This window comes from Nocardia sp. GP40 (assembly GCF_050434125.1).
In the GTDB taxonomy this organism is placed as follows: Bacteria; Actinomycetota; Actinomycetes; order Mycobacteriales; family Mycobacteriaceae; genus Nocardia; species Nocardia albiluteola.
In genome coordinates this window covers 149,614-169,784 of sequence record NZ_JBNPVW010000013.1, presented here as the reverse complement: position 1 = coordinate 169,784, position 20,171 = coordinate 149,614, and the positions used below count along the sequence as shown (strand labels likewise).

At 65.7% G+C, this 20,171-nt stretch carries 29 protein-coding genes and 2 pseudogenes; 5 read left to right on the top strand and 26 right to left on the bottom strand.

The features are described from left to right. Positions 1-25 precede the first annotated feature (25 nt). Both ABH933_RS33230 and ABH933_RS33225 read left to right on the top strand, forming a co-directional pair. Positions 26-835, top strand: coding sequence for a phosphosulfolactate synthase (locus ABH933_RS33230; protein ID WP_429421663.1), 810 nt, complete (start codon positions 26-28; stop codon positions 833-835). Then, positions 828-1,226, top strand: coding sequence for a VOC family protein (locus ABH933_RS33225; protein WP_429421661.1), 399 nt, complete (start codon positions 828-830; stop codon positions 1,224-1,226). Before ABH933_RS33230 ends, ABH933_RS33225 begins: the two co-directional genes overlap by 8 nt. Positions 1,227-1,229: 3 nt before the next feature. Here ABH933_RS33225 and ABH933_RS33220 read toward each other — a convergent pair whose 3' ends face one another. Together ABH933_RS33220 and ABH933_RS33215 are read right to left on the bottom strand one after the other, a co-directional pair. Further along, a complete protein-coding gene (locus ABH933_RS33220) occupies positions 1,230-1,604 on the bottom strand; it encodes a VOC family protein (RefSeq protein WP_215923464.1) in 375 nt (124 codons plus the stop codon). A gap of 241 nt (positions 1,605-1,845) precedes the next feature. Next, positions 1,846-3,093 (bottom strand): DUF6585 family protein, encoded by a 1,248-nt coding sequence (locus tag ABH933_RS33215; protein WP_429421658.1) that lies wholly within the window; start codon positions 3,091-3,093, stop codon positions 1,846-1,848. Between ABH933_RS33215 and ABH933_RS33210 the strand changes: the two are divergent. Next, a pseudogene (locus tag ABH933_RS33210) lies at positions 3,070-3,687 on the top strand (DoxX family protein); the annotation flags it as partial. The gene ABH933_RS33215 and the pseudogene ABH933_RS33210 sit on opposite strands and share 24 nt — an antisense overlap. A gap of 120 nt (positions 3,688-3,807) precedes the next feature. Here the strand turns inward: ABH933_RS33210 and ABH933_RS33205 are convergent. The 9 genes and pseudogenes from ABH933_RS33205 to ABH933_RS33165 all read right to left on the bottom strand — a co-directional run bounded on the left by ABH933_RS33205 (position 3,808) and on the right by ABH933_RS33165 (position 9,104). Further along, positions 3,808-4,452 (bottom strand): DUF6461 domain-containing protein, encoded by a 645-nt coding sequence (locus ABH933_RS33205; protein WP_429421656.1) that lies wholly within the window; start codon positions 4,450-4,452, stop codon positions 3,808-3,810. 409 nt (positions 4,453-4,861) lie between these two features. Next, positions 4,862-5,185, bottom strand: a complete 324-nt coding sequence (locus ABH933_RS33200; protein WP_429421654.1) for a cytotoxic translational repressor of toxin-antitoxin stability system — start codon at positions 5,183-5,185, stop codon at positions 4,862-4,864. Positions 5,186-5,283: 98 nt separating this feature from the next. Then, on the bottom strand, positions 5,284-5,700 hold the full coding sequence (locus ABH933_RS33195; RefSeq protein ID WP_429421652.1) for a prevent-host-death protein: 417 nt from the start codon (positions 5,698-5,700) through the stop codon (positions 5,284-5,286). Between the two features lie 210 nt (positions 5,701-5,910). Further along, a pseudogene (gene rpsQ / locus ABH933_RS33190) lies at positions 5,911-6,108 on the bottom strand (30S ribosomal protein S17); the annotation flags it as partial. A 14-nt stretch (positions 6,109-6,122) separates the two neighbouring features. Beyond that, positions 6,123-6,419, bottom strand: a complete 297-nt coding sequence (locus tag ABH933_RS33185) for a hypothetical protein (RefSeq protein ID WP_429421651.1) — start codon at positions 6,417-6,419, stop codon at positions 6,123-6,125. Between the two features lie 9 nt (positions 6,420-6,428). Next, a complete protein-coding gene (locus ABH933_RS33180; RefSeq protein ID WP_429421650.1) occupies positions 6,429-7,805 on the bottom strand; it encodes a hypothetical protein in 1,377 nt (458 codons plus the stop codon). A 5-nt stretch (positions 7,806-7,810) separates the two neighbouring features. After that, positions 7,811-8,110, bottom strand: a complete 300-nt coding sequence (locus tag ABH933_RS33175) for a WXG100 family type VII secretion target (protein WP_429421648.1) — start codon at positions 8,108-8,110, stop codon at positions 7,811-7,813. Continuing rightward, on the bottom strand, positions 8,107-8,430 hold the full coding sequence (locus ABH933_RS33170; protein ID WP_429421646.1) for a WXG100 family type VII secretion target: 324 nt from the start codon (positions 8,428-8,430) through the stop codon (positions 8,107-8,109). The genes ABH933_RS33175 and ABH933_RS33170 overlap by 4 nt, the downstream gene beginning before the upstream one ends. 53 nt (positions 8,431-8,483) lie before the next feature. After that, entirely contained in the window at positions 8,484-9,104 is a 621-nt protein-coding gene (locus ABH933_RS33165; RefSeq protein ID WP_429455195.1) for a YdcF family protein, read from the bottom strand. A gap of 98 nt (positions 9,105-9,202) precedes the next feature. On the opposite strand from ABH933_RS33165, the gene ABH933_RS33160 reads away from it, so the two are divergent. Then, positions 9,203-9,457: a hypothetical protein gene (locus tag ABH933_RS33160; RefSeq protein WP_429421642.1), complete on the top strand. Its 255-nt coding sequence runs from the start codon at positions 9,203-9,205 to the stop codon at positions 9,455-9,457. A gap of 189 nt (positions 9,458-9,646) precedes the next feature. Here ABH933_RS33160 and rpsQ (ABH933_RS33155) read toward each other — a convergent pair whose 3' ends face one another. The 15 genes from rpsQ (ABH933_RS33155) to ABH933_RS33085 all read right to left on the bottom strand — a co-directional run bounded on the left by rpsQ (ABH933_RS33155) (position 9,647) and on the right by ABH933_RS33085 (position 19,336). Further along, positions 9,647-9,943, bottom strand: a complete 297-nt coding sequence (rpsQ, locus tag ABH933_RS33155) for a 30S ribosomal protein S17 (RefSeq protein WP_215923461.1) — start codon at positions 9,941-9,943, stop codon at positions 9,647-9,649. Beyond that, positions 9,940-10,179 (bottom strand): 50S ribosomal protein L29, encoded by a 240-nt coding sequence (gene rpmC / locus ABH933_RS33150; RefSeq protein WP_215923460.1) that lies wholly within the window; start codon positions 10,177-10,179, stop codon positions 9,940-9,942. Before rpmC ends, rpsQ (ABH933_RS33155) begins: the two co-directional genes overlap by 4 nt. Continuing rightward, a complete protein-coding gene (rplP, locus tag ABH933_RS33145) occupies positions 10,179-10,595 on the bottom strand; it encodes a 50S ribosomal protein L16 (protein ID WP_067819402.1) in 417 nt (138 codons plus the stop codon). The genes rpmC and rplP overlap by 1 nt, the downstream gene beginning before the upstream one ends. A 3-nt stretch (positions 10,596-10,598) precedes the next feature. Then, on the bottom strand, positions 10,599-11,402 hold the full coding sequence (gene rpsC / locus ABH933_RS33140) for a 30S ribosomal protein S3 (RefSeq protein WP_215923459.1): 804 nt from the start codon (positions 11,400-11,402) through the stop codon (positions 10,599-10,601). Then, positions 11,403-11,801 carry a 50S ribosomal protein L22 gene (rplV, locus tag ABH933_RS33135; RefSeq protein WP_215923458.1) on the bottom strand — a complete coding sequence of 133 codons (399 nt, stop codon included), beginning with the start codon at positions 11,799-11,801 and terminating at the stop codon, positions 11,403-11,405. Next, entirely contained in the window at positions 11,798-12,079 is a 282-nt protein-coding gene (gene rpsS, locus ABH933_RS33130; protein WP_067581272.1) for a 30S ribosomal protein S19, read from the bottom strand. Before rpsS ends, rplV begins: the two co-directional genes overlap by 4 nt. A 15-nt stretch (positions 12,080-12,094) precedes the next feature. Continuing rightward, positions 12,095-12,925 carry a 50S ribosomal protein L2 gene (rplB, locus tag ABH933_RS33125; RefSeq protein WP_429421638.1) on the bottom strand — a complete coding sequence of 277 codons (831 nt, stop codon included), beginning with the start codon at positions 12,923-12,925 and terminating at the stop codon, positions 12,095-12,097. 33 nt (positions 12,926-12,958) lie between these two features. Further along, positions 12,959-13,264: a 50S ribosomal protein L23 gene (gene rplW, locus ABH933_RS33120; protein WP_040818433.1), complete on the bottom strand. Its 306-nt coding sequence runs from the start codon at positions 13,262-13,264 to the stop codon at positions 12,959-12,961. Then, a complete protein-coding gene (rplD, locus tag ABH933_RS33115; RefSeq protein ID WP_215923456.1) occupies positions 13,261-13,932 on the bottom strand; it encodes a 50S ribosomal protein L4 in 672 nt (223 codons plus the stop codon). Before rplD ends, rplW begins: the two co-directional genes overlap by 4 nt. Then, a complete protein-coding gene (gene rplC, locus ABH933_RS33110) occupies positions 13,929-14,594 on the bottom strand; it encodes a 50S ribosomal protein L3 (protein ID WP_215923455.1) in 666 nt (221 codons plus the stop codon). The genes rplD and rplC overlap by 4 nt, the downstream gene beginning before the upstream one ends. 14 nt (positions 14,595-14,608) lie before the next feature. Then, positions 14,609-14,914 (bottom strand): 30S ribosomal protein S10, encoded by a 306-nt coding sequence (gene rpsJ, locus ABH933_RS33105; RefSeq protein WP_003938093.1) that lies wholly within the window; start codon positions 14,912-14,914, stop codon positions 14,609-14,611. A 490-nt stretch (positions 14,915-15,404) separates the two neighbouring features. Further along, positions 15,405-15,953 carry a hypothetical protein gene (locus tag ABH933_RS33100; RefSeq protein WP_429421635.1) on the bottom strand — a complete coding sequence of 183 codons (549 nt, stop codon included), beginning with the start codon at positions 15,951-15,953 and terminating at the stop codon, positions 15,405-15,407. Further along, entirely contained in the window at positions 15,950-17,143 is a 1,194-nt protein-coding gene (locus tag ABH933_RS33095; protein WP_429421633.1) for a hypothetical protein, read from the bottom strand. The genes ABH933_RS33100 and ABH933_RS33095 overlap by 4 nt, the downstream gene beginning before the upstream one ends. 67 nt (positions 17,144-17,210) lie before the next feature. Further along, positions 17,211-17,696, bottom strand: a complete 486-nt coding sequence (locus ABH933_RS33090) for a FixH family protein (protein WP_429421631.1) — start codon at positions 17,694-17,696, stop codon at positions 17,211-17,213. Next, positions 17,693-19,336: a hypothetical protein gene (locus ABH933_RS33085; protein ID WP_429421629.1), complete on the bottom strand. Its 1,644-nt coding sequence runs from the start codon at positions 19,334-19,336 to the stop codon at positions 17,693-17,695. The genes ABH933_RS33090 and ABH933_RS33085 overlap by 4 nt, the downstream gene beginning before the upstream one ends. A 449-nt stretch (positions 19,337-19,785) precedes the next feature. On the opposite strand from ABH933_RS33085, the gene ABH933_RS33080 reads away from it, so the two are divergent. Further along, positions 19,786-20,157, top strand: a complete 372-nt coding sequence (locus ABH933_RS33080) for a MerR family DNA-binding protein (protein ID WP_429421957.1) — start codon at positions 19,786-19,788, stop codon at positions 20,155-20,157. Positions 20,158-20,171 lie beyond the last annotated feature (14 nt).

Here is a 20,171-nt window from a genome sequence, read left to right as displayed (position 1 = left end):
GATAGACGGCCGTGGAGGAGATGCCATGTACACCACCGCGTTGAGACTGCCCGATCGTGATGCGAAACCGCGTCGGCGTGGCATGACCATGGTGATCGATCCCGGGCTACCCAACGCGTACTTCACCGACATCGTCGACAGCTACGGCGATCTGATCGATGTCGTCAAATTCGGCTGGGGCACCTGCCTGGCCACCCCGAAACTGCCCGAGAAGATCGCGGCGCTGCGCCGCAACGGAATCGACTTCTACTTCGGCGGAACACTTTTCGAGAAGTTCCTGTTCAACGACCGGATCGAGGAGTGGAGCCGGTTCTGTCACGAGGCCGGGGCGCAGACCGTGGAGATCTCCAACGGCGCCATCGCGTTGTCGAACGACGATAAGGCCCACTACATCCGCCGGTTCGCCGGCGAGTTCACGGTGATCTCCGAGGTCGGATTCAAGGATCCGGCGCGCTCGGAGCGGCTGCCGCCGAATCGGTGGATCGAATTCATCCAGCAGGATCTGGAGGCGGGCGCCCAGCTCGTCATCGCCGAGGCGCGCGAGAGCGGCCGCAGCGGAATCTGCAGGCCCAACGGCGAATTGCGGTACGGCCTGATCGAGGAGATCGCCGATTCCGGAATCGACATGACCCGGGTCATGTTCGAGGCGCCCACCAAGGAACTGCAGGTGCACCTGCTGCAGCGCATCGGACCGCACGCCAACCTCGGCAATGTCCACTCGAATGAGGTGATCGGGCTCGAGACGCTGCGGCTGGGCCTGCGCGCGGACACCCTCACCGATTTCACCGGTACCGACCTCCCCGCCGTCGACCAGGAGCTGCCCACCCATGCGTGACCAGCGCGACGCCTTCCATCTCGCCATCCCGGTCCGGAATCTCGACGAGGCGCAGGAGTTCTACGTCAGCGGCCTCGGCGTGAAACTGGCCCGCCGCTACGACGATCGGATCACGCTGGATTTCTTCGGCGATCAGGTGGTGTGCCATCTGTCGGACAAGATCGACGCGGACCCGCAGCTGTATCCGCGTCACTTCGGCGTCACCTTCCGCGAGCGAGGCGACTTCGACCGGCTGCTGCGCCTCGCGCAGCTGCGCAAGCTTCCGTTCTTCGCCGAGGTCTCGACCCGGTTCGGGGGCAGCGCGGAGGAGCACCTCACGATGGTCCTCCGGGACCCGTCGAACAATCTGCTCGAGTTCAAGCACTACCTCGACCCGCGGATGATGTACTGAGCCTCAGAGATACGGCCTGGTGAGCATCTCGATCCCGTGCCCGGCGGGGTCGAAGAAGTAGACCCCGCGCCCGCCGTGCTCGGTGTTCGTGGTGCCCGGCCGCTTGAAGAACGGGTCGGCCGCGTGCTCGATGCCCTGGTCACACAGCCGGGCGTAGGCGCGGTCGAACAGCTCGTCGTCGACGAGGAAGGCGTAGTGCTGCATCTGGATCTCGACCGGTGGTTCGGCGAACTGCAGCAGGACCCCGTCCTCGCAGAGCAGGTTGGTGAAAACTCCCCACGAGGGTGCCTCGGCGAACTCGAAGATGTCGCGGTAGAAGGCCGCGGATTCGGTGCGATCCTTCGACGCGATGATGGTGTGATTGAAACGTGCGGACATGAATTCTCCTGTCGTGGTTGATCTTTCGAACGAGTGATCATCACGACGGAGGTGGGGCGCGCGCGGGGGCGCTGGGTTCGGTGTGAATCGGGTACGGGCCGGTGTCGGCCCGAATGGCGCTCAGCGGAGCACCGGGTCACCGATCCGTGTGTGGCATGAAGCCGTCCCGGTAGTCATCGTCGCTCAGCGTAGCCCAGCGGGCCGCGCCCGCGCCACCACGGAGGTTCCCGCCCGCCCGCCGCTACCGGCGCCGGCCCGCGAGTGTCCGCCGGGCGGACTTGGATTTACGTACCGGAGTGTCATCGTGTGCCGCGGCCTGCACCGGCTCGCCGGGCTCCGCGACAATCGTCTGCGGACGGACCGATGCCGCCCTGCGGGCGTCGCTGCCGGAGGACTGCTCGATCGACTCGGCGGCGTCCGGCTTCGGCTCCGGGTCGACCGCCTCAGACACGGTCGACTTCGATTCGAGCCCAACCGATTCCGTATCCGATGGCTCGGCCGACTCGGCCGCCACAGACTCCGTGCCGGACGACTCCGCCGCTGAGAGCTCCACCGGCTCGGCGGCTGACCGCGCCGACTTCGCACTGACCGCAACCGATTCCGCCGCGGCCGACTTCGATTCGGACTCCGGCAATTTCACGTCTGCCGACGCAGCGGATTCCGATTCCGCGCTCACCGCCGTTCCGGACTCGTCCCGAACGGACTGCGACGCAACATCTCCGGCGAGTTCTTCGGCGGCGGCAATACGCAGTCGCTCGATAACCTCGTTGAAAATGTAGAAATTCGGGATGGATTCGACCGGGGTCAGCGAGATCCAGCGGCCGTCGAATTTGATTCGGACAAGTCCGCCCTGGGAATCGATCTTCTGCACCTGCTCCCACGGATAACTGGATCCCGCGAAGGCCAGTTCGCGCAGATCGACCGCGACCTCACCGAAGTGCACGGTCAGCTCGGCGTCGATCGCGGCGACCGCACCCGGCAGTTGCGTTGCGGTGACCGCGGATTGGATCAGCGGACCCCATTCGCCGGCGGAGGCGAATTGGTGCTCGTCGAAGGCCTCGCGCATCCCGCCGGGGCCGGTCAGCACGAACGAGTATTCGGTGACCGGGGCCGCGCTGGTGTGGAAGGGGACGACCTCCTGGCGCACCTCGAGGGTTTCCCAGCGGAAGGCGCGGATTTCCTGGCCGGAGCGAAATACCGTGAGACCGTAGTCGAACAGGTCGAGCCGCGCGCCGCGGCTGTGGCCGGTGAGCCTCCCCCGCAATCCCGCGGCCAGCAGGGTAATCACCGCGAACGCGGCGACCGTCGCGCTGCCACCCCACCAGCCGGCCGTAGCGCAGATACCTGCCACGATCGCCAAGCCGCCCGCGATCATCCCGCAGGCGCGCACGAACGTATCGCCCCTCATAGATGCGGTCAGAAACGTCTGGCGGTGTTCGCCCAGTTTCTGATACTCGGCCATCAGATGAATCAGCTGCGTCAGGGGCACCGTTCGCCGGTCTCCGGTTCCCCCGTTGCCTCGCTGGAGCATGCTCGGGGTGTTCAATTCTTCCCTCCATGGGCGGGTTCTCCGCGCGAAGCGTATTCGACTGGACCGAGAGTTTCTACTACTGGACACACTTGGTTCGGAAAACGGGATGTGAAACATCCCTCTCCAACAAGAGTCTCGCCGGATTCCACTACGGCGAGCTGGGACTTTCGGTTCCCCCAGGCGATCCGTCACATTCGACGCCCCGAAACTGTCAACCGAATATGGCACACCTTGCTACCCCGCTGGCTGCTCACGACCCTGTGCTGGATCCTGGGTCTGGAATTCACGATCTTGGCACCGCTGAAGTTCTATCCCCGCAACGTCGGCCGGTGGCCGTCGTACCCGGAGAGGTTCCGCGAGTGGGGCTTTCCGCCCTGGTTCTCCATTGTCGTGGGCGCCGGCGAACTCGCGGCGGGGATTCTGCTGCTGATCCCGAGTGGACGATTCCTGGGCGCGCTGATCGTGGCGGTGACGCTGATCGGCGCCACGGTCACCCATCAGATCAACCACGACAAGCTCACCGACAGCATCTCCGCCCCAATCCATTTCGTCATGGCCGTCGTCGTGCTGCTCTCGATCTGGCCCGCCGATTGGCGAGACCCGCTGACCGGCGCCGCACCCCGCCGGCCGGAATCAGCAGCGTCACACTCGAGTAGCGCCTCGGGGCCGGGCTCAGCCGAAAGGCGTGATCACCAGCGGGATTCCGCGGAGGTCCGCGAGCGTGCAGCGCAGGTTGGCGAGTGCGCTCACCGCGCGCATGCCGATGGAGTAATCGGCCTCCCCGGGCTCGAGATAATCGAGGTCGAAGGTGCCCGCCGCCTCGAACGCTGCGCGCAATTCATCCGGCATGGCGGGCAGACCCCGGTCGAGTTCGAGGTCATCGACGTTGATCCAGGCGAGATTTTCCCCGTCGACGCAGTACGTCAGGCTCGCGTCGGTATTGATGGACATCGTGCTGGTCGCCGCGACCCGGCCGGCGGCGGCCAGCACTGGGGTCTGGTCGTCCATCGTCGCCATGAAGTCGTCGTAGACGAACGTCCACTCACCGACGCGCCCGGCCAGCAGCAGCGTCGAGTATTCGTCGAGGTCGATGCCGTGCGGCGCGGCAGACAACCAGGTCCAATCGTCCAGCGTGTCCGGCAGCTGCCACGGCCGATACAGCCGCGGCTTGGCCCCCAGCGCCTCCAGCGCATCCGCGGGGTCGAGCCCGCGGACAACGTGCACGCTGTAGTTCGGATCCTCGTCCACCAGCCCGCTGATCCACAGCGGCAACCCCTCCTCGTCGAGGGTGTTCGGTGGAAATCCGGGCACAGCCATACCGACCTCATCTCTCGTTTCGGGTGCAGGGTACCCCGGCAATAACGAGGAGACCGGGTCGAAGAGATCGTGGCACCATGTTGCGTGCCATCGGGCATGCACGATGTGCGCGCAGATGGACGACCTGACCGCGTACCCCACCGGCGGCAAGACTGCCTACTCCCAGCTCTGCATCACCTGGATCGGCGTATTCCTCTGGGGCATAGTGACAGTCGGCATTCCGCAGGCGGCCAATCGGTCCCGGCCAATCCGATTGCACTGGTACGCAGTAGGTTTCCCCCTCATGCTCCTGGGCGCCCTGGCCACCTTCGTCTACGCTCACGTCCAAGTTCCCCAGCAGCCGAATGCGATGGGATGGCCGAGGCGAACGCCCCCCGAGATGTCGGCGAAGGCGCGGAACGGACAGCAACTACGTACCCTCGGTCCAGAACTGCCGGAGACGGGCAATGGCCTGTTCCTTGGTCAGACGACCGACGTCCTCGTCTGCCAAGCCCACTCGATGGATCAGCAGGTGGACCAGATCGGCCGGAAGCGACTCACGAGGCGGCTCGACGACCCCGCGACGCGGCAACACTCCCTCGAGAACGCAGCGCCAGAAGGCCTCCTCGCTCACCTCGAGCTGATCGCGGAGGATATGCGCCCAGATGGTGGCGCCGTAGCCTGTGCGGTCGACCGGATGAGAGATACGGGTACGGAGGATTCGTCCGTCGGCGAGGCCGAATTCGTATGTCACATGGTGAGTTCCAGTGCGCCCTCGCGCATCTCGCACTCGGGCCCACCCTTCATCCTTGCAAAACTGTTCGTGCCGTTCGCGAGTCGGTTCCGGCCAAGTCACCGATCCTCCCCCAGCAACCAGTCGCGGAGCTGGCCATCATCACTCAAAGAGATCAGTTGCACGAGCCCCCAATTCTCGCGATGATTCGGCGCCGTGCGGAGTCGCTCCTGCCAGTCGTCGGCATACTCGCGCAAGGCCACAATCATTTCGTCGATCGCCTCGTCGAAGGTCGCACCGTCGGCAGCAATCGGGAGTCCGCGCAGAAATACGGACCACCCCCCACCCTCGCTCACCACTTCGGCGCTCGACGCGCACAGCCTGGAAAGCGCGTACCGCAGGCGTTCGGCATCTACGACGGCGGCATACTCGCCGTCGCGGCGAACTGTTGCCACCCGCCCCTGCTCCGCGGCATCCAGCAGATCCTTGAAATGCGCGCGGGCCTCGGTGTAGCTGTCGTAGTGCAGGGGGGACATCAGCAACCTCCATTCGCTACATCAATACTGAGCGACAAGATTACGTACGTCAAGTACGTCAAGTACTTGCGAGTCAAGGATTGCCATCCGAGGAGGAATAGACTCTCGGACTGCCGAACGGCGCGTTACGTCGCCGGCGCTGACGACGAAGGCCCGCTTCCCAATCGGGAAGCGGGCCTTCGTATTACGACTCTCGGCCGGGAGAGGACCTTACTTGGCCCGCTCCAGGACCTCGACCAGCCGCCAGCGCTTGGTGGCCGACAGCGGACGGGTCTCCATCAGCTGAACGCGGTCACCGACACCGGCGATCTCGTTCTCGTCGTGCGCCTTCACCTTCGAGGTGGTGCGGATGATCTTGCCGTAGAGCGGATGCCGGTTACGGTCCTCCAGCTCGACGACGATCGTCTTCCTTGCATGAGCGGTTAGTCCCCACTAAACCAGAGGTAACCATGGTTTCGAATGGCAACATCAGCAGCTCTCCGCAATACGGAGAACAACTCTTCTTCTCTGCTGTCCTTCGGCTGCAGGCCCGCCAACTCCTCGAGAAAGAACTGCAGCTGATACGAGTTGAACATCGAATCTGCATACTGGTGAATGCCACGCAACATCGACCCAACAGGAGCCTGCAAAACAATATCCGACAACGTTACAGCGGGAGCTCCTGAGATAACCTCTACCTTCCCGTGAACCTGATTTTGAATGATGATATCGATTGCCATAGACTACTCCTAGTCCGGGAACATATTCACGACAGTACCCCATTTATCCGTAATTACCTTATACCGAGAGGTCGGCTTTCCGCCATTCATCTCGGATTGGTTACCAACCACCCGGTCGGAGTTCACCACACGCTCATAGTTACCATATTGATTAGGCCCGCGCGCTGTGACACCCTCAGCCACCTCGGCAAGCTCATCAAGGTCTTCGCCCGGCAGAAATGTGCTTTTTGCCGGGGTAACCTCGCTTCCACCTTCAACGTGCTTGCCTCTGATGTATGTCTCCGACTCGTCAGTCAACCCACCCAGCGGCACACCCGGAGCAGCGGGAAGATCGTCGTATGCTGTTGCGCTGGTCTGCGAGGTATCTTCGATCAGCTGAATCGTCAGCGCTGCGACCGCGGCGATCTTCAGCTTGATGCTGCTGAGATCCGGGACGGCCTGGAACGCAACACACGCGCTACCCGCGGCGCCGAGCACGACCATCAGGCGACTGGCCTCGACGAGATCGTGCAGGATCTTGGCGGTCCGGGTGACCGCGGCCGCGCCGGACGCGGTGCCGACCGCGGCGGTTGCCTCGTCGGGACCGAGTGCTGCCAGGCCGGCCGAGGCCACCAGTTCGACCGTCATGGCGATCGCGGTGAATCCAACCGCGATCAGCAGGTCGGTCTTGACATCAGACAGCGCGTTGTCGACTCCGCCTCGCAGTGTGGACAGCGCCGCGGCGTGGTCGCCGACCGGTGCGGCGATCTCACCCGCGGTGTCGGGCAGTATCTGTGCGCCCTGGCGAAGGGTATTGAGATGCTCCTGAATAACACCGGCGTCCTCGGTATGAATATCATCGAACAGCTGGGACGCGCTACTGAGCCGAGCCGCTGCCCCGGTGACGGCGCCGTCGCCCGCGAATGTCGTCCACGCACCCGATGCCGTCTGCAGCTTCCCGCTGTCGCCGTCGGGGATCTGGACCCCGATCTGAACGAGCAGGCCAGGAATATTCGTATCGAGCCCGGTGCCGTTACTTGCCGACGCCGGGGTGGTCTGTTCAACGGTGATCTGCGGCTGATAGACCGACTTCGGTGTGGGGGCCGGGCCCTTGTTCGGATTCTTATCCGCATTCCAGTCCGCGGTGGCCCAGTTATAGCCGGCAGCATTCAGGACGTCGCCGAAGCTGTGCAGGGCCCTCATGTACTGTCCCGTGTAATTGACAATATCGCGGGCGTGTTGGTCGTACGTGGTCGCCCACACCTGCACGGAATCGTAATGTCCGGCCATCCCTCCGCACTGGCGGATGAGACTGCCCTTCAGTGTGTTGTACGGCTTCTCCAGGTCAGTCGCCAGCTGGTGGCAGGCGATGGCCGCGTCGTAGTACTTCTGCGGATCGATCGACATCGGCCTCAATCTCCGCGCAGCATTGAATTGTTGGTGTTCTTGGCGCTGCTGTAATGATCATGCGCCTCGCGCGCCGCTGTGCTCATGGCTGCGATGCCGTCTCTGAATTCTCTTGCTGCAGCGGACCATTCGCGATGAGCCTGCCGATGCGTGTCTGCTGCCGCGCCGGACCATGAACCCGTGTGTACGGCTGCGGTCTTCTGATCGAGGACATCCAGGTGCTCAGTGATAAACACCGCCAGATTTTTCAGGCACGCAACCAGATCGTCGAGTTCATCGAGGTCGACGTCGAATGGCACGGTCACGGCAGATCCAAGCTTGACACCTCGGCGGCGAACTGATTGTCCTGGCTAGCGTAGGTCTGTGCGGTCACCCCGAGCGAGGAAGCCATCGTGGACAGTGCGTCGATGATTTTCCGTCCGCCGTCCTGGCACTCGCCCCAACCGTTGACAAAGCTCGTCGATGCCGTTCCGATCCAGCTCTGTTCGCCCACCGCCCGCACCTGACGGTCCGCGTCCGCCAACGCCGACCGGAGAGTGTCGGCGAGATCATGTGCGTATTTGCCAAGCGCCGCAACATCATCCGGCACGACAGACAGATCCGGATTACCCCCGCTACTACTCATAAGATCAAGCTATCATGCGATCTACGCACCACCTCCGGAGAAATCACCGGCAATCATTCGGGCAGTAAGCGGCTCGTGAAACCTGCGTCCACAAGTCGGATGTACGCCTTTCGCACCGACTCGGGCACTTCCATCGCGATAGCCCACCCCTTGGCCGGATAGACCCAGAGTCGTTGAGTGTCGCCGACGAGCATAGTGATCACTCGGTGGACATCGCCGATTCTGTCGATGTATACATCCAGCGGCAGGGGGAGGGATGCGCACACGACATCAACTTCGGGCCATCTCTTCCGACAGATCGCGTAACTGCGACGCCCCTGATAGGGGCGGCAAATCAGCATCACTGACCGTATCGAGCCCAGTATCCCTTGCTCGTCGAGCAGAGCACGAGTGAAGTCGATGTTGTCCCCGGTGTTCGTGGCCCACGGTTCGACCAGGATCGAGGTGTCGGGCACGCCGAGTTCGATGGCATGCTCGCGATAGTGCACGGCTTCGCCACGTGGGAACCGCTCAACAGTGGTCGGCGCGTTCGCCCCGGTGAAGACGATCAGCGGAAACATCGACTGCCCATAGAGATTCGCGGCGTAGGTCGCGACCCCCAGATCGTGACTTCCGAGTCCGATCCCGACATCGACAGGCCGGACCTCATGGTGCATCTGGTTGTAGTCCCACAAGACCTCGACATCCGCACGAAGATCGTTGGGTAGTACTGTCAACGGCATACAGGCGCTCCCCTCTCCATCTGCCGGTTGAGGAACGAGGCGGATACGTCATGCTGCCTGTCACAAGCCATCTGGGCATCGTGCACATGCCGATGCAACTCGCCAAGCGAGCGCTCGGCAGACTACGCACGCAAGGAACGTCAGTTCCGTTGCTGGCCAGGCACATTCGCTGGACAATGCTGACATCCGTGGATTACTCCCCAGATTCCCAGATCCTAGACCTGTTATCCCACAACAATATCTGCCTGCCGGTCACCGGCAGCGCCCTGATGCTTCCGACGAGCTTCGAACGCTACACCCCGTGAGGGCGCATATTGGATCACCGCACCCAGCCAGGATCAATCCCTTCCGATGCTGTCGAACATCATCAACACCCTTCTGGCCTCGACAGCGCCCGCTGAGAGCCGGCGGTAATAGCTCACAGATACGACGAAGGCCCGCTTCCCAATCGGGAAGCGGGCCTTCGTATTACGACTCTCGGCCGGGAGAGGACCTTACTTGGCCCGCTCCAGGACCTCGACCAGCCGCCAGCGCTTGGTGGCCGACAGCGGACGGGTCTCCATCAGCTGAACGCGGTCACCGACACCGGCGATCTCGTTCTCGTCGTGCGCCTTCACCTTCGAGGTGGTGCGGATGATCTTGCCGTAGAGCGGATGCCGGTTACGGTCCTCCAGCTCGACGACGATCGTCTTGTTCATCTTGTCCGAGACGACGTAGCCGACGCGAACCTTGCGGCTGCCACGCTCCGTCTCCTTGGCCGGCGTCTTGGCCGGGCCCTTGGTGTCGCTCATGCGGCGTCTCCCTCAGTCTTGGGACCGGTGGTCAGACCGAGCTCGCGCTCACGCATGACCGTGTAGATGCGCGCGATCTCGTGACGAACCACGCGCAGCCGACGGTTGTTGGTCATCTGACCCGTCGCCATCTGGAAGCGCAGGTTGAACAGCTCTTCCTTCGACTCACGCAGCTTGGCCACGAGAGCTTCCTGGTCCAGATCCCGCAGATCTGCGGCTGGTGTTCCGGTAGCCATCAGAACTGCTCCTCCCTGGTCACGATCCTGCACTTCATGGGGAGCTTGTGCATCGCGCGGCGCAGGGCCTCGCGAGCGGTCTCCTCATTGGGGTAACTCATCTCGAACATCACCCGGCCGGGCTTGACGTTCGCGATCCACCACTCGGGCGAACCCTTGCCGGAACCCATGCGGGTCTCGGCGGGCTTCTTGGTCAGCGGACGATCCGGGTAGATGTTGATCCAGATCTTGCCGCCACGCTTGATGTGGCGGGTCATCGCGATACGCGCCGACTCGATCTGCCGGTTGGTGACGTACGCAGGCTCGAGAGCCTGAATACCGTACTCGCCGAACGACACCGCGGTGCCGCCCTTGGCCATGCCGGAGCGGCCCGGGTGGTGCTGCTTGCGGTGCTTGACCTTGCGAGGCATCAGCATGGGTCAGCCCTCCTGGGGTGTCTCAGCCGGTGCATCCGCCACAGCGGTGGCGGCGCGCCCGGCCTCAGTGCTGGTCGCGGTGGTACCGGACGAACCGGACCGACGCGGGCGGTTGGGCCGCTCACGACGCTCACGACGATCACCGGACGGAGCCGCGGCCGCAGTGACCTCGCGCTTGCCGCCGACGATGTCGCCCTTGTAGATCCAGACCTTCACGCCGATGCGGCCGAAGGTGGTCCGAGCCTCGTACAGGCCGTAGTCGATGTCCGCGCGCAGCGTGTGCAGCGGGACCCGACCCTCACGGTAGAACTCCGAGCGCGACATTTCGGCGCCACCGAGGCGGCCCGAGCACTGCACACGGATGCCCTTGACGTTCGGCGAACGCATGGCCGACTGGATGGCCTTACGCATCGCGCGACGGAACGCCACACGGTTGGACAGCTGCTCCGCGACACCCTGGGCGACGAGCTGCGCATCGGACTCGGGGTTCTTGACCTCGAGGATGTTCAGCTGCACCTGCTTGCCGGTGAGCTTCTCCAGCTCGGCGCGGATGCGGTCGGCCTCGGCGCCACGACGGCCGATCACGATGCCCGGACGCGCGGTGTGGATGTCCACCCGCACGCGGTCCCGGGTGCGCTCGATCTCGACCTTCGAGATGCCGGCCCGCTCCATGCCTGTGCCCAGGAGCTTGCGGATCGCGACGTCTTCCTTCACGTAGTCCGCGTACTGCTTATCGGCGTACCAGCGCGACTTCCAGTCGGTGGTGATGCCGAGGCGGAAGCCGTGGGGGTTGATTTTCTGTCCCATTTACTTCGCCCCTCCCTTCCGGCGGGCACGAGCCGGGGCGGCGCTGGCGACGCTCTCGACCTCGATGGTGATGTGGCTGGTGCGCTTGCGAATCCGGAACGCACGGCCCTGGGCCCGCGGCTGGAAGCGCTTCATGGTGGCGCCCTCGTCGACGTACGCGGTCGAGATGACCAGCGTCGCCGGGTTCAGGCCCAGGTTGTTCTCGGCGTTCGCCGCGGCGGAGGCCACGACCTTGGCGACCGGCTCGCTCGCGGACTGCGGAGCGAACTTCAGGATGTTCAGCGCATCCTCGACCCGCTTGCCGCGGACCATGTCCACGACGCGGCGCGCCTTCATCGGCGTCACGCGGACGTGCTTGGCGGTCGCGCGCGCGGTGGGGTTCTGAGTTTCAGTGCTCATCGCCGCTTGCTCTTCCGATCTTCCTTGACGTGGCTACGGAACGTGCGGGTCGGCGCGAACTCGCCGAGCTTGTGCCCGACCATGTTCTCCGACACGAACACCGGCACGTGCTTACGACCGTCGTGCACCGCGAAGGTGTGCCCGATGAAATCGGGGATGATGGTCGAACGACGCGACCAGGTCTTGATGACCTGCTTGGTGTTCTTCTCGTTCTGGACATCCACCTTCTTGAGGAGGTGTTCGTCGACGAACGGGCCCTTCTTGAGGCTGCGTGGCATGTCTTAACCTCCTCCTTAACGCTTCTTGCCGCGGCGGCGGACGATGAGCTTGTCGCTCGGACGGTTCGGCTTGCGGGTACGGCCTTCCGGCTGTCCCCAGGGCGAGACCGGGTGGCGACCACCGGAGGTCTTGCCCTCACCACCACCATGCGGGTGGTCGACCGGGTTCATGACGACACCACGGACCGTGGGGCGACGCCCCTTCCACCGCATGCGGCCGGCCTTGCCCCAGTTGATGTTCGACTGCTCGGCGTTGCCGACCTCGCCGACGGTGGCGCGGCAGCGCACGTCGACGCGGCGGATCTCACCCGAGGGCATACGCAGGACGGCGTAGGCGCCTTCCTTACCCAGCAGCTGGATGCTCATACCGGCCGAGCGGGCCAGCTTGGCACCGCCGCCGGGACGCAGCTCCACCGCGTGGATGGTGGTACCGGTCGGGATCGAGCGCAGCGGCAGGTTGTTGCCGGGCTTGATGTCCGCGCCCGCACCGGACTCGATCTTCGTGCCCTGGGTGACACCCTTGGGCGCGATGATGTAGCGCTTCTCCCCGTCCACGTAGTGCAGCAGCGCGATGTTGGCGGTGCGGTTCGGGTCGTACTCGATGTGCGCGACCTTGGCCGGGATGCCGTCCTTGTCCAGGCGACGGAAGTCGATCAGACGGTAGGCACGCTTGTGACCGCCACCGCGATGACGAGTCGTGATGCGGCCGTGCGCGTTACGACCGCCGGACTTGGTCAGCGGGCGCAGCAGCGACTTCTCGGGCGTCGACCGGGTGATCTCGGCGAAGTCCGAGACGCTGGCGCCACGACGGCCCGGCGTAGTCGGCTTGTACTTACGGATTGCCATGAGTTCTTCTCTGCTTTCTGGATTCTCCGCCGCTTACGCGACAGAGCCTCCGAAGATCTCGATGGGCTTGCTGTCGGCCGAGATGGTCACGAGCGCGCGCTTGGTGCTCTTGCGCTGGCCGTAACCGAAGCGGGTCCGCTTGCGCTTGCCCTGACGGTTGGCGGTGTTGACGCTGGTCACCGTCACGCCGAAAACCTTCTCGACGGCGATCTTGATCTGCGTCTTGTTCGAGTCCGGGTGCACCAGGAAGGTGTAGGTGCCTTCCTCGATCAGTCCGTAGGACTTCTCGGAGATCACCGGCGCGAGCAGGATGTCGCGGGGGTCGGCGATGGTGGTCACTTGCTCTCCTCCTGTGCAGCTTCGGCGGGGCCGTGCACGAAGGCGTTGAGCGCCTCGACCGAGAAGATCACGTCGTCGCTCTTGAGGACGTCGCGGGTGTTCAGCTGGTCGGGGGCGATCGGGTGCACGCCCTGCAGGTTCGCCACGCTCTTCCACGCGGTGACATCCTCGCGGCCGACGACCACCAGGATGTTCTTCCGCTCCGACAGCTCGGCGAGGAAGGACTTGGCGGACTTGGTCGAGGGAGCCTGTCCCGCAACCAGTTCGGTGATCACGTGGATGCGCTCGTTACGCGCCCGGTCCGACAGGGCGCCACGCAGGGCGGCGGCCTTCATCTTCTTGGGCAGGCGCTGCGAGTAGTCGCGCGGCTGCGGGCCGTGCACGGTGCCACCGCCGGCGAACTGCGGCGCGCGGGTGGAGCCCTGACGGGCGCGGCCGGTGCCCTTCTGCCGGTACGGCTTCTTGCCACCGCCGCGGACCTCGCCGCGGGTCTTGGTGGCGTGCGTGCCCTGGCGAGCCGCGGCCTCCTGGGCCACGACGACCTGGTGCATCAGCGCGATGTTGGCGGTCGCGTCGAAGATCTCCGCGGGGAGCTCGACGGTGCCGTTGGTCTTGCCGCCCGGCTCTTTGACCGGAAGCGTCAGGTTGGTCTTGGTCTCGGTGCTCATGCCCGGGCACCACCCTTCACTGCACTCTTGACGATCACGATGCCGCCCTTGCGGCCCGGGATCGCGCCCTTGATCAGCAGCAGGCCGTTCTCGGTGTCCACCTTGTGGACCGAGAGGTTCTGCGTGGTCACGCGGTCGTTACCCATCCGGCCCGACATCCGCATGCCCTTGAACACGCGGCCGGGGGTGGAGCAACCGCCGATCGAACCCGGGCGGCGGTGCACGGCCTGCGCACCGTGGGAGGCGCCCTGGCCCTTGAAGCCGTGACGCTTCATGGTGCCGGCGAAGCCCTTGCCCTTGCTGGTGCCGGTCACATCGACGTAGGTGCCCTCTTCGAACACGTCGGCGGACAGCTCCTGGCCGACCTCGAAGGAGGCGGCGTCGGCGACGCGGATCTCCACGACGTGGCGGCGGGGGGTGACACCGGCCTTGGCGAACTGGCCGGAGACCGGCTTGATCACCTTGCGGGGGTCGATGGCGCCGAAGGCGAGCTGCACGGCGGAGTAGCCGTCGCGCTCTTCGGTGCGGATCTGGGTCACGACGTTCGGTCCCGCCTTGATGACGGTCACGGGAACGACGCGGTTCTTCTCGTCGAAGACCTGGGTCATGCCGAGCTTGGTGCCCAGGATGCCCGCGGCCGGACGGCTCTTGTTGTCAGTCATATTCGAAGTCCCCGTCACTGAATGTTGACGTCGACGCTGGCCGGGAGGTCGATGCGCATGAGCGCGTCCACCGTCTTCGGCGTCGGGTCGAGGATGTCGATCAGCCGCTTGTGCGTACGCATCTCGAAGTGCTCGCGCGAGTCCTTGTACTTGTGCGGCGAACGGATGACGCAGTACACGTTCTTCTCGGTCGGCAACGGCACGGGCCCGACGACGCGGGCACCGGTGCGGGTCACCGTCTCGACGATCTTGCGCGCCGACGCGTCGATCGCCTCATGGTCGTAGGCCTTGAGCCTGATGCGGATCTTTTGTCCCGCCACGCTGAGTGTCCTTTTCTCCGCTTTCGTCGTGTCCCGGAAGTCGCCTCCCGGAACACCCTCATTTGCATGCCCGAACCTACGAAGACAGCAGACGCATCTCACTACTACGACCGGTACCGACCGATCCATCGCCGCTGTTCATCTGTCATGGTTCATCCGGTCCACGCGGTCGGGCGTGTCGCCCATCCGCTCATTCTTCGGCGCCGGAAGGATTTTCCACTTGCCGTAGAACGCGTCCCGAACGTATCCGCGCCGGACTCGACACCGATACTGAGTGGGTACTGCTCGCCTGCCACCGATAGGCCCTGGCATCCGCCGGTTTTGGCCGACAGACAGACGCCACCCGGTGAAGGCAACCCGACAAGTATGCACGAGGGCCCATACCGACTTCAAATCGGGGTCCCTGTGATACGGACGACGGTGGCCGGGACCCATCGCGACCGGCTCGGTCGGCGTGGATCCCGGCCACCAGCATGCCGGACGACGGAATTCAGAGGGTCAGCGGCAGCCGGCCCGGCCGCAATCTGCGCCACACCACCACGAGGAAGATCAGCAGCCCGGCCAGCGGAAGCAGGCCCAATGTCCAGCTCAGCGGGAGCGGCGGGCCGGGCTGGGAGAGCACCGGGATGTTGCCGAGCGTGCCCTCGCCGTGGCCCTGCGGGCCGTCGATGGTGAAGGTGAAGCTGTAGGTGCCCGGCTCGTTCAGGGATTTGACGTCCAGGCCCCAGGAGTCGCGCTTGCGGGGGTGCCGGACCAGCGGCATCGTCCGGCGGGTGGCGCGGCGGTCGGGGCCGTCGATCTTCAGCGTCCCGGACTTGCCCGCGATGCCGTCGGCGGGCAGGAACGTGAAGTCCAGCGACTGCATCGCCCGGATCGGCCAGGTCGTGAAGCCGACGGTGACGTCGTACGGCCCGACCTGCACGTGTTCGGTGTGCACGATGTTCACCGGCTGATATGCGGCGGCGGGACCGACCGCGACCAGCCCCAGCCCGGTGACCGTCAGCAGCACGACGCCCAACCGGCGCCACCACCCGGTCATCGCGCCTCCCGCGGGGTGCGGGCCTGATCCTGCGGCGCGAGGGTGCGCAGCATGGCGGCGAAGCGGCCGCCGAGGAACCCCGCCAGCAGGCCGAACGGGATGCCCAGGACCACGATCGTCAGGAACGACGACGCGGGCAGGTGCGACACGGGGTCGGTGAGGATCATCTGCAGCGGCAGGCCCGCTCCGAGAATCACCCCGGAGACCAGGCCGGTCACCAGCAGCGTCCGCATCGGCTTCGATGCCCGCGTGCGGGCGACCCAGAACAGGGCCTCCACGGCCACCGCGGCCACGATCAGGAACATCGGCATGATGCTGGGGAACGAGGGCGGGAACGGCAGCAGCCCGTCGCGCAACGGCAGCCCGACGGCCGCGGCGTAGACGTGCGCGGCCCACGGGGAGAACCACCACAGCAGGCCCTGCGAGGCGCTCATCGCGAGCCCGATGGCCAGCGCGGCGCCCGCACGGCCGATCACCACCGCACCCATGATCAGCAGCATCGGTGCGAACAACACGGTGGCGGCGATGATCGGATCGACCGGCATCGGCAGGTTGTTCAGCGCGTCGGCCGGGATGGGCGCGTACGAGATCAGCAGCACGATCGCCAGGACCAGTCCGGCGCGGCCCCACAGCTCGTCGCGGTGCGCGGAGCAGACGATGATGCTGCCGACCATGGTGGTGGTGATCGATAGGAACAGCGCCACGTGCGAGGGCGTGTTCAGCACCGCGTCGAATCCGTAGATCGCATGCCATTCCAGATCGAACAGGCCGTACAGCAGGAACAGCGCCGCGCCCGCGCCGGCGACCATGTAACCGATCGGCGCGGTGAGGGTGCCGCCGAAGACGCGGATGGGCGTGCCGCCCGCGTGCGGCACCTCCCGGCCTGCGCGCTGGGCCGAGGTCGCCAGGACGACCATTGCCAGGGCGGCGAATCCGGAGATCGCGCTGCCCGAGTAGAGGAACAGGTGCGGCAGGGTGAAGAAGGTGTCGGGGCCGACGTCGTTGTGCCACTGGATATCCCAGCTGGTGCCGACGGTCGTGGTGATAATGCCCAGCAACACCACCCAGGCTCCGGCGCGGGCGGCGGTGCCGGTGCCGGCGGCGACCACGATCGGGCGGGCCGCCGGTTTCTCCCGTCCCCCAACGTTTTCGGACTGTCCGGCCGCGTCGAACGGTATGGCTGTACTCATGCCCGCACCTCCCGGCGACCGGGCTCCGGTCTGCGCTCACTCATCGGTGGCGCTCCTTTCCTTCACTTCAGCCACCGATCCACAGCGGTAGCGATAGTTGATCGGTCCCTCCGCCGGCGGCGATGGATACCTGCAGATTCCACGGGCCCGTCATCATGAACGACACATCCGCCGCGCGATAACGACCGGCCCCCAGCTCGGTGAAGGTGATCGGCGGATCGGAGTACCCCATCCGCGGTTCGATCGCCTGTACCCGGATCACCGCCCGCGGCACCGGCTTTCCGGCCCGATCGGTGACCACCAGATCGATGCTCGTCTCCCCCATCCGATGACTCGCAACGGTGACGGTGACGATGTGATCGGTTGTGCCGCTGTGCAGCACGAGCGCGCCGGGCGGACTCGGCCACACCAGCCACCCGACGAGGGCCAGCAGGGCGGCGGCGACAACGACGATCCCCGCGACCTCGAGACGACGGCCGCCGCCGGGTTCGGATTGTGGCAGTGCGGTATCCGCTGGCCGGGCGTGCGACTTCGCTGCCTTCTGCCAGTTCATCGCGACGCCCCCGATGCGGCGACGTCCAGCACGACCGGGATGGTCAGCACGGTGTAGTTGCGCTCGACCTGGATCCACACCCGGTATTCGCCGGGAGTCGTAAAGGTATAGGTGAAGGGAACTCCCGGGCCGTAGGCGGCCACCGTTTCATCGGGTGCGCTGTCGCCGTTCACCGGAAGCATCAGCATCGCACCACCATTCGTGCCAGGGGTCGCGCTCGAGCTCGGAGCGTTCGTCATTCCCGGCATGTCCGGCATGTCCGGCATGGTGCCCGGGCCATTCATTTCCGCCATCGACATGCCACCCATGGAGTGGGCGTGGCCCCACACCTGGGCGTTCTGGACGGCGGTGCCGATGTCGGCGTCCGAGGGGGGAAGCGGGCCCGCCATGATCATGTGGCCGACCATGCCGAGCCAGGGCTGTAGGTCACCCGCGCTGCCGACGGTGGCGGTCAGCGTGATCGGTGCGCCTGCGACGGCGTCGGTGGTCACGACGGTGATGGGGGTGGGGCCGACGGCGGTCGTTGCGGTGCCAGTCGTGCCGCCGAGGTGGACCGCCGCGGCGGTGTTCGGCAGCGGTGCAGGGGAATTCCCCTGTTGGATGTCGAAACCGGTTGCGGCGCGGACCATCTGCACGCCGCCACCGCGGCGCGCCAGCTCGGCCGACAGGGCGTAGTGTCCGGCCTCGGGCGGAGTGAGGTGAATCTGGTAGTGGCCCGGCGCTATCCGGATCGGATGCAGGTGAGCCAGCTCGCCGGTCGAGCCGACGATCAGCAGGTGGATGAGGGCGCTGTCCTCGATGATCAGGTCGTCGACGGGTGCGCCGGTGGCGGCGTCGGTCAGGTAGAGGTCGAGATCGCCTGCGCGCCCGGCACTCAGGGGCGCGCCGCCGAGGGCCAGCATTACCGGCGGCCGGGAGAAGTCCGAGATCAGCGGCTGTCCGAGGGCGTACGGGTTGCCGACATTGTCCGCGCTCGGATCCAGTTGCACACCGGGCTGCGGCGGCAGGGGCAACGAGGAGGACAGCAGACCGGCCGTCACCGCCACCGCGATCCCCGCGACCATCCCCCCGGCCGGAAGCAGCGCCCAGGCCGTGCGCCGCGCCCGCACCGCGACCACGATCGACACCGGCAGCAGCACGCCCGCGGCCAGAAATCCGCCGTACACCAGGCGTTCCGGTGGCGTGGTCACCTGTTTGGGCACGATGAAGGGGATGCGTGCCACGCGAGTTCCGTCGCCGACCGCCAGCTCCCAGGGCCCCGGCCGATCCACCCGCAACGTCGCGGAATACATCCCCGGCGCAGCACCGAGGTCGACCGTCCCCCGGCTGGTCGGCGCACCGGGCGCCGGCAACGTCGACGTCGCCGACGAGGCCCCGGTCGGCGTGGCATCCAGCGTCAGCTGCCCACCCGCCGTACCCGCATGGGTAACCACCTCGACCTGCAACGGCCCCGGCACCGAGGTAACCCGCCGCAGCACGACGGTCAACTCCCGATCCCCCAGCGTCTGCGCCACCGAAACATCCCCACCCGTCGACGGCGCATCCGCAACCGCGGGCGCAACGCCAACCAGCATGAGCAGCCCGAACCCCCACAGCAGCAACGGAACCCGGACCCACCCGGACCACCGCCCGCCGGTCATGGCTCCACCTCGTCCGCGCTCGACACCGCCACGACGGTTCGCGCGATCGCGACCGACGGCAACGCACTGCTGGTTCCCCTCACCGCCCCATCGTATGAACCCCGCGCGAACGAATTCATCACCACAGAAGGTGATCCTGCCTCCCCCACACGAGTGATGCGCGCCCCGAATATCTCCGGGTACAGCCCCGACCGACCCCGAGTCCAGCGTCACCGAACCGGGCGGTGCCGAGCCCCACCACCACAAGTGCCGACAGCACGCCGATCGCGAACCCGATGACCCACCCCGGGCTGTCCGTCACGGCAGCATCGGCGGTGGCGTGCACGATCAGAGTCGAGCCGGGCGGCGGCACCACAGTCGGCGCCCGGAACTCGCCGCTCGCAGACAGCTCATGCCCGCTGATCCCGCATCGCGATCGACCGAGCCGGTGACCGCCCTGGGCCTCGTCGATCGCTTGTCGTACCCACGCATCCTTCGCCCTCCCCACGCGATGTGAGGCCCGAGTATGCCAGCCAGCAGTTACAGGCCGAGTAGTTCGGCGAGGGTCTCGCCGAGGACGCGGGCCCGCACGGGACCGGGCGGGGTTCGTACTGCTGGCGGCCGGGCTGCCCACCGCCGTGATCCGGCAGGTGCTGCCCTGCATCCGGGACGACAGTTCGCTGCGGCCGTGCCCGGGCGTGCTGGACACGCTTCGCGCCCGTCTCGACGACCTCGACCAGCGCGCGGACGAGCTGACGCGGGCCAGGCACATGCTGCGCGCGACCATCGCCACCACCGAGCGCGCCGCGGGCCGGGAGCGCACGCCAAGTAACTTACTCTGAAGTAAGATGTCGGC

Coding starts and splice junctions, on each gene's coding strand:
- ABH933_RS33230 (WP_429421663.1), top strand. CDS start 26: ATGTACACCACCGCGTTGAGACTGCCCGATCGTGATGCGAAACCGCGT.
- ABH933_RS33225 (WP_429421661.1), top strand. CDS start 828: ATGCGTGACCAGCGCGACGCCTTCCATCTCGCCATCCCGGTCCGGAAT.
- ABH933_RS33220 (WP_215923464.1), bottom strand. CDS start 1,604: ATGTCCGCACGTTTCAATCACACCATCATCGCGTCGAAGGATCGCACC.
- ABH933_RS33205 (WP_429421656.1), bottom strand. CDS start 4,452: ATGGCTGTGCCCGGATTTCCACCGAACACCCTCGACGAGGAGGGGTTG.
- ABH933_RS33195 (WP_429421652.1), bottom strand. CDS start 5,700: ATGTCCCCCCTGCACTACGACAGCTACACCGAGGCCCGCGCGCATTTC.
- ABH933_RS33185 (WP_429421651.1), bottom strand. CDS start 6,419: ATGGCAATCGATATCATCATTCAAAATCAGGTTCACGGGAAGGTAGAG.
- ABH933_RS33180 (WP_429421650.1), bottom strand. CDS start 7,805: ATGTCGATCGATCCGCAGAAGTACTACGACGCGGCCATCGCCTGCCAC.
- ABH933_RS33170 (WP_429421646.1), bottom strand. CDS start 8,430: ATGAGTAGTAGCGGGGGTAATCCGGATCTGTCTGTCGTGCCGGATGAT.
- ABH933_RS33160 (WP_429421642.1), top strand. CDS start 9,203: ATGCTGCCTGTCACAAGCCATCTGGGCATCGTGCACATGCCGATGCAA.
- rpsQ (WP_215923461.1), bottom strand. CDS start 9,943: ATGAGCGACACCAAGGGCCCGGCCAAGACGCCGGCCAAGGAGACGGAG.
- rpmC (WP_215923460.1), bottom strand. CDS start 10,179: ATGGCTACCGGAACACCAGCCGCAGATCTGCGGGATCTGGACCAGGAA.
- rplP (WP_067819402.1), bottom strand. CDS start 10,595: ATGCTGATGCCTCGCAAGGTCAAGCACCGCAAGCAGCACCACCCGGGC.
- rpsC (WP_215923459.1), bottom strand. CDS start 11,402: ATGGGACAGAAAATCAACCCCCACGGCTTCCGCCTCGGCATCACCACC.
- rplV (WP_215923458.1), bottom strand. CDS start 11,801: ATGAGCACTGAAACTCAGAACCCCACCGCGCGCGCGACCGCCAAGCAC.
- rpsS (WP_067581272.1), bottom strand. CDS start 12,079: ATGCCACGCAGCCTCAAGAAGGGCCCGTTCGTCGACGAACACCTCCTC.
- rplB (WP_429421638.1), bottom strand. CDS start 12,925: ATGGCAATCCGTAAGTACAAGCCGACTACGCCGGGCCGTCGTGGCGCC.
- rplD (WP_215923456.1), bottom strand. CDS start 13,932: ATGAGCACCGAGACCAAGACCAACCTGACGCTTCCGGTCAAAGAGCCG.
- rplC (WP_215923455.1), bottom strand. CDS start 14,594: ATGACTGACAACAAGAGCCGTCCGGCCGCGGGCATCCTGGGCACCAAG.
- ABH933_RS33100 (WP_429421635.1), bottom strand. CDS start 15,953: ATGACCGGGTGGTGGCGCCGGTTGGGCGTCGTGCTGCTGACGGTCACC.
- ABH933_RS33095 (WP_429421633.1), bottom strand. CDS start 17,143: ATGAGTACAGCCATACCGTTCGACGCGGCCGGACAGTCCGAAAACGTT.
- ABH933_RS33090 (WP_429421631.1), bottom strand. CDS start 17,696: ATGAACTGGCAGAAGGCAGCGAAGTCGCACGCCCGGCCAGCGGATACC.
- ABH933_RS33085 (WP_429421629.1), bottom strand. CDS start 19,336: ATGACCGGCGGGCGGTGGTCCGGGTGGGTCCGGGTTCCGTTGCTGCTG.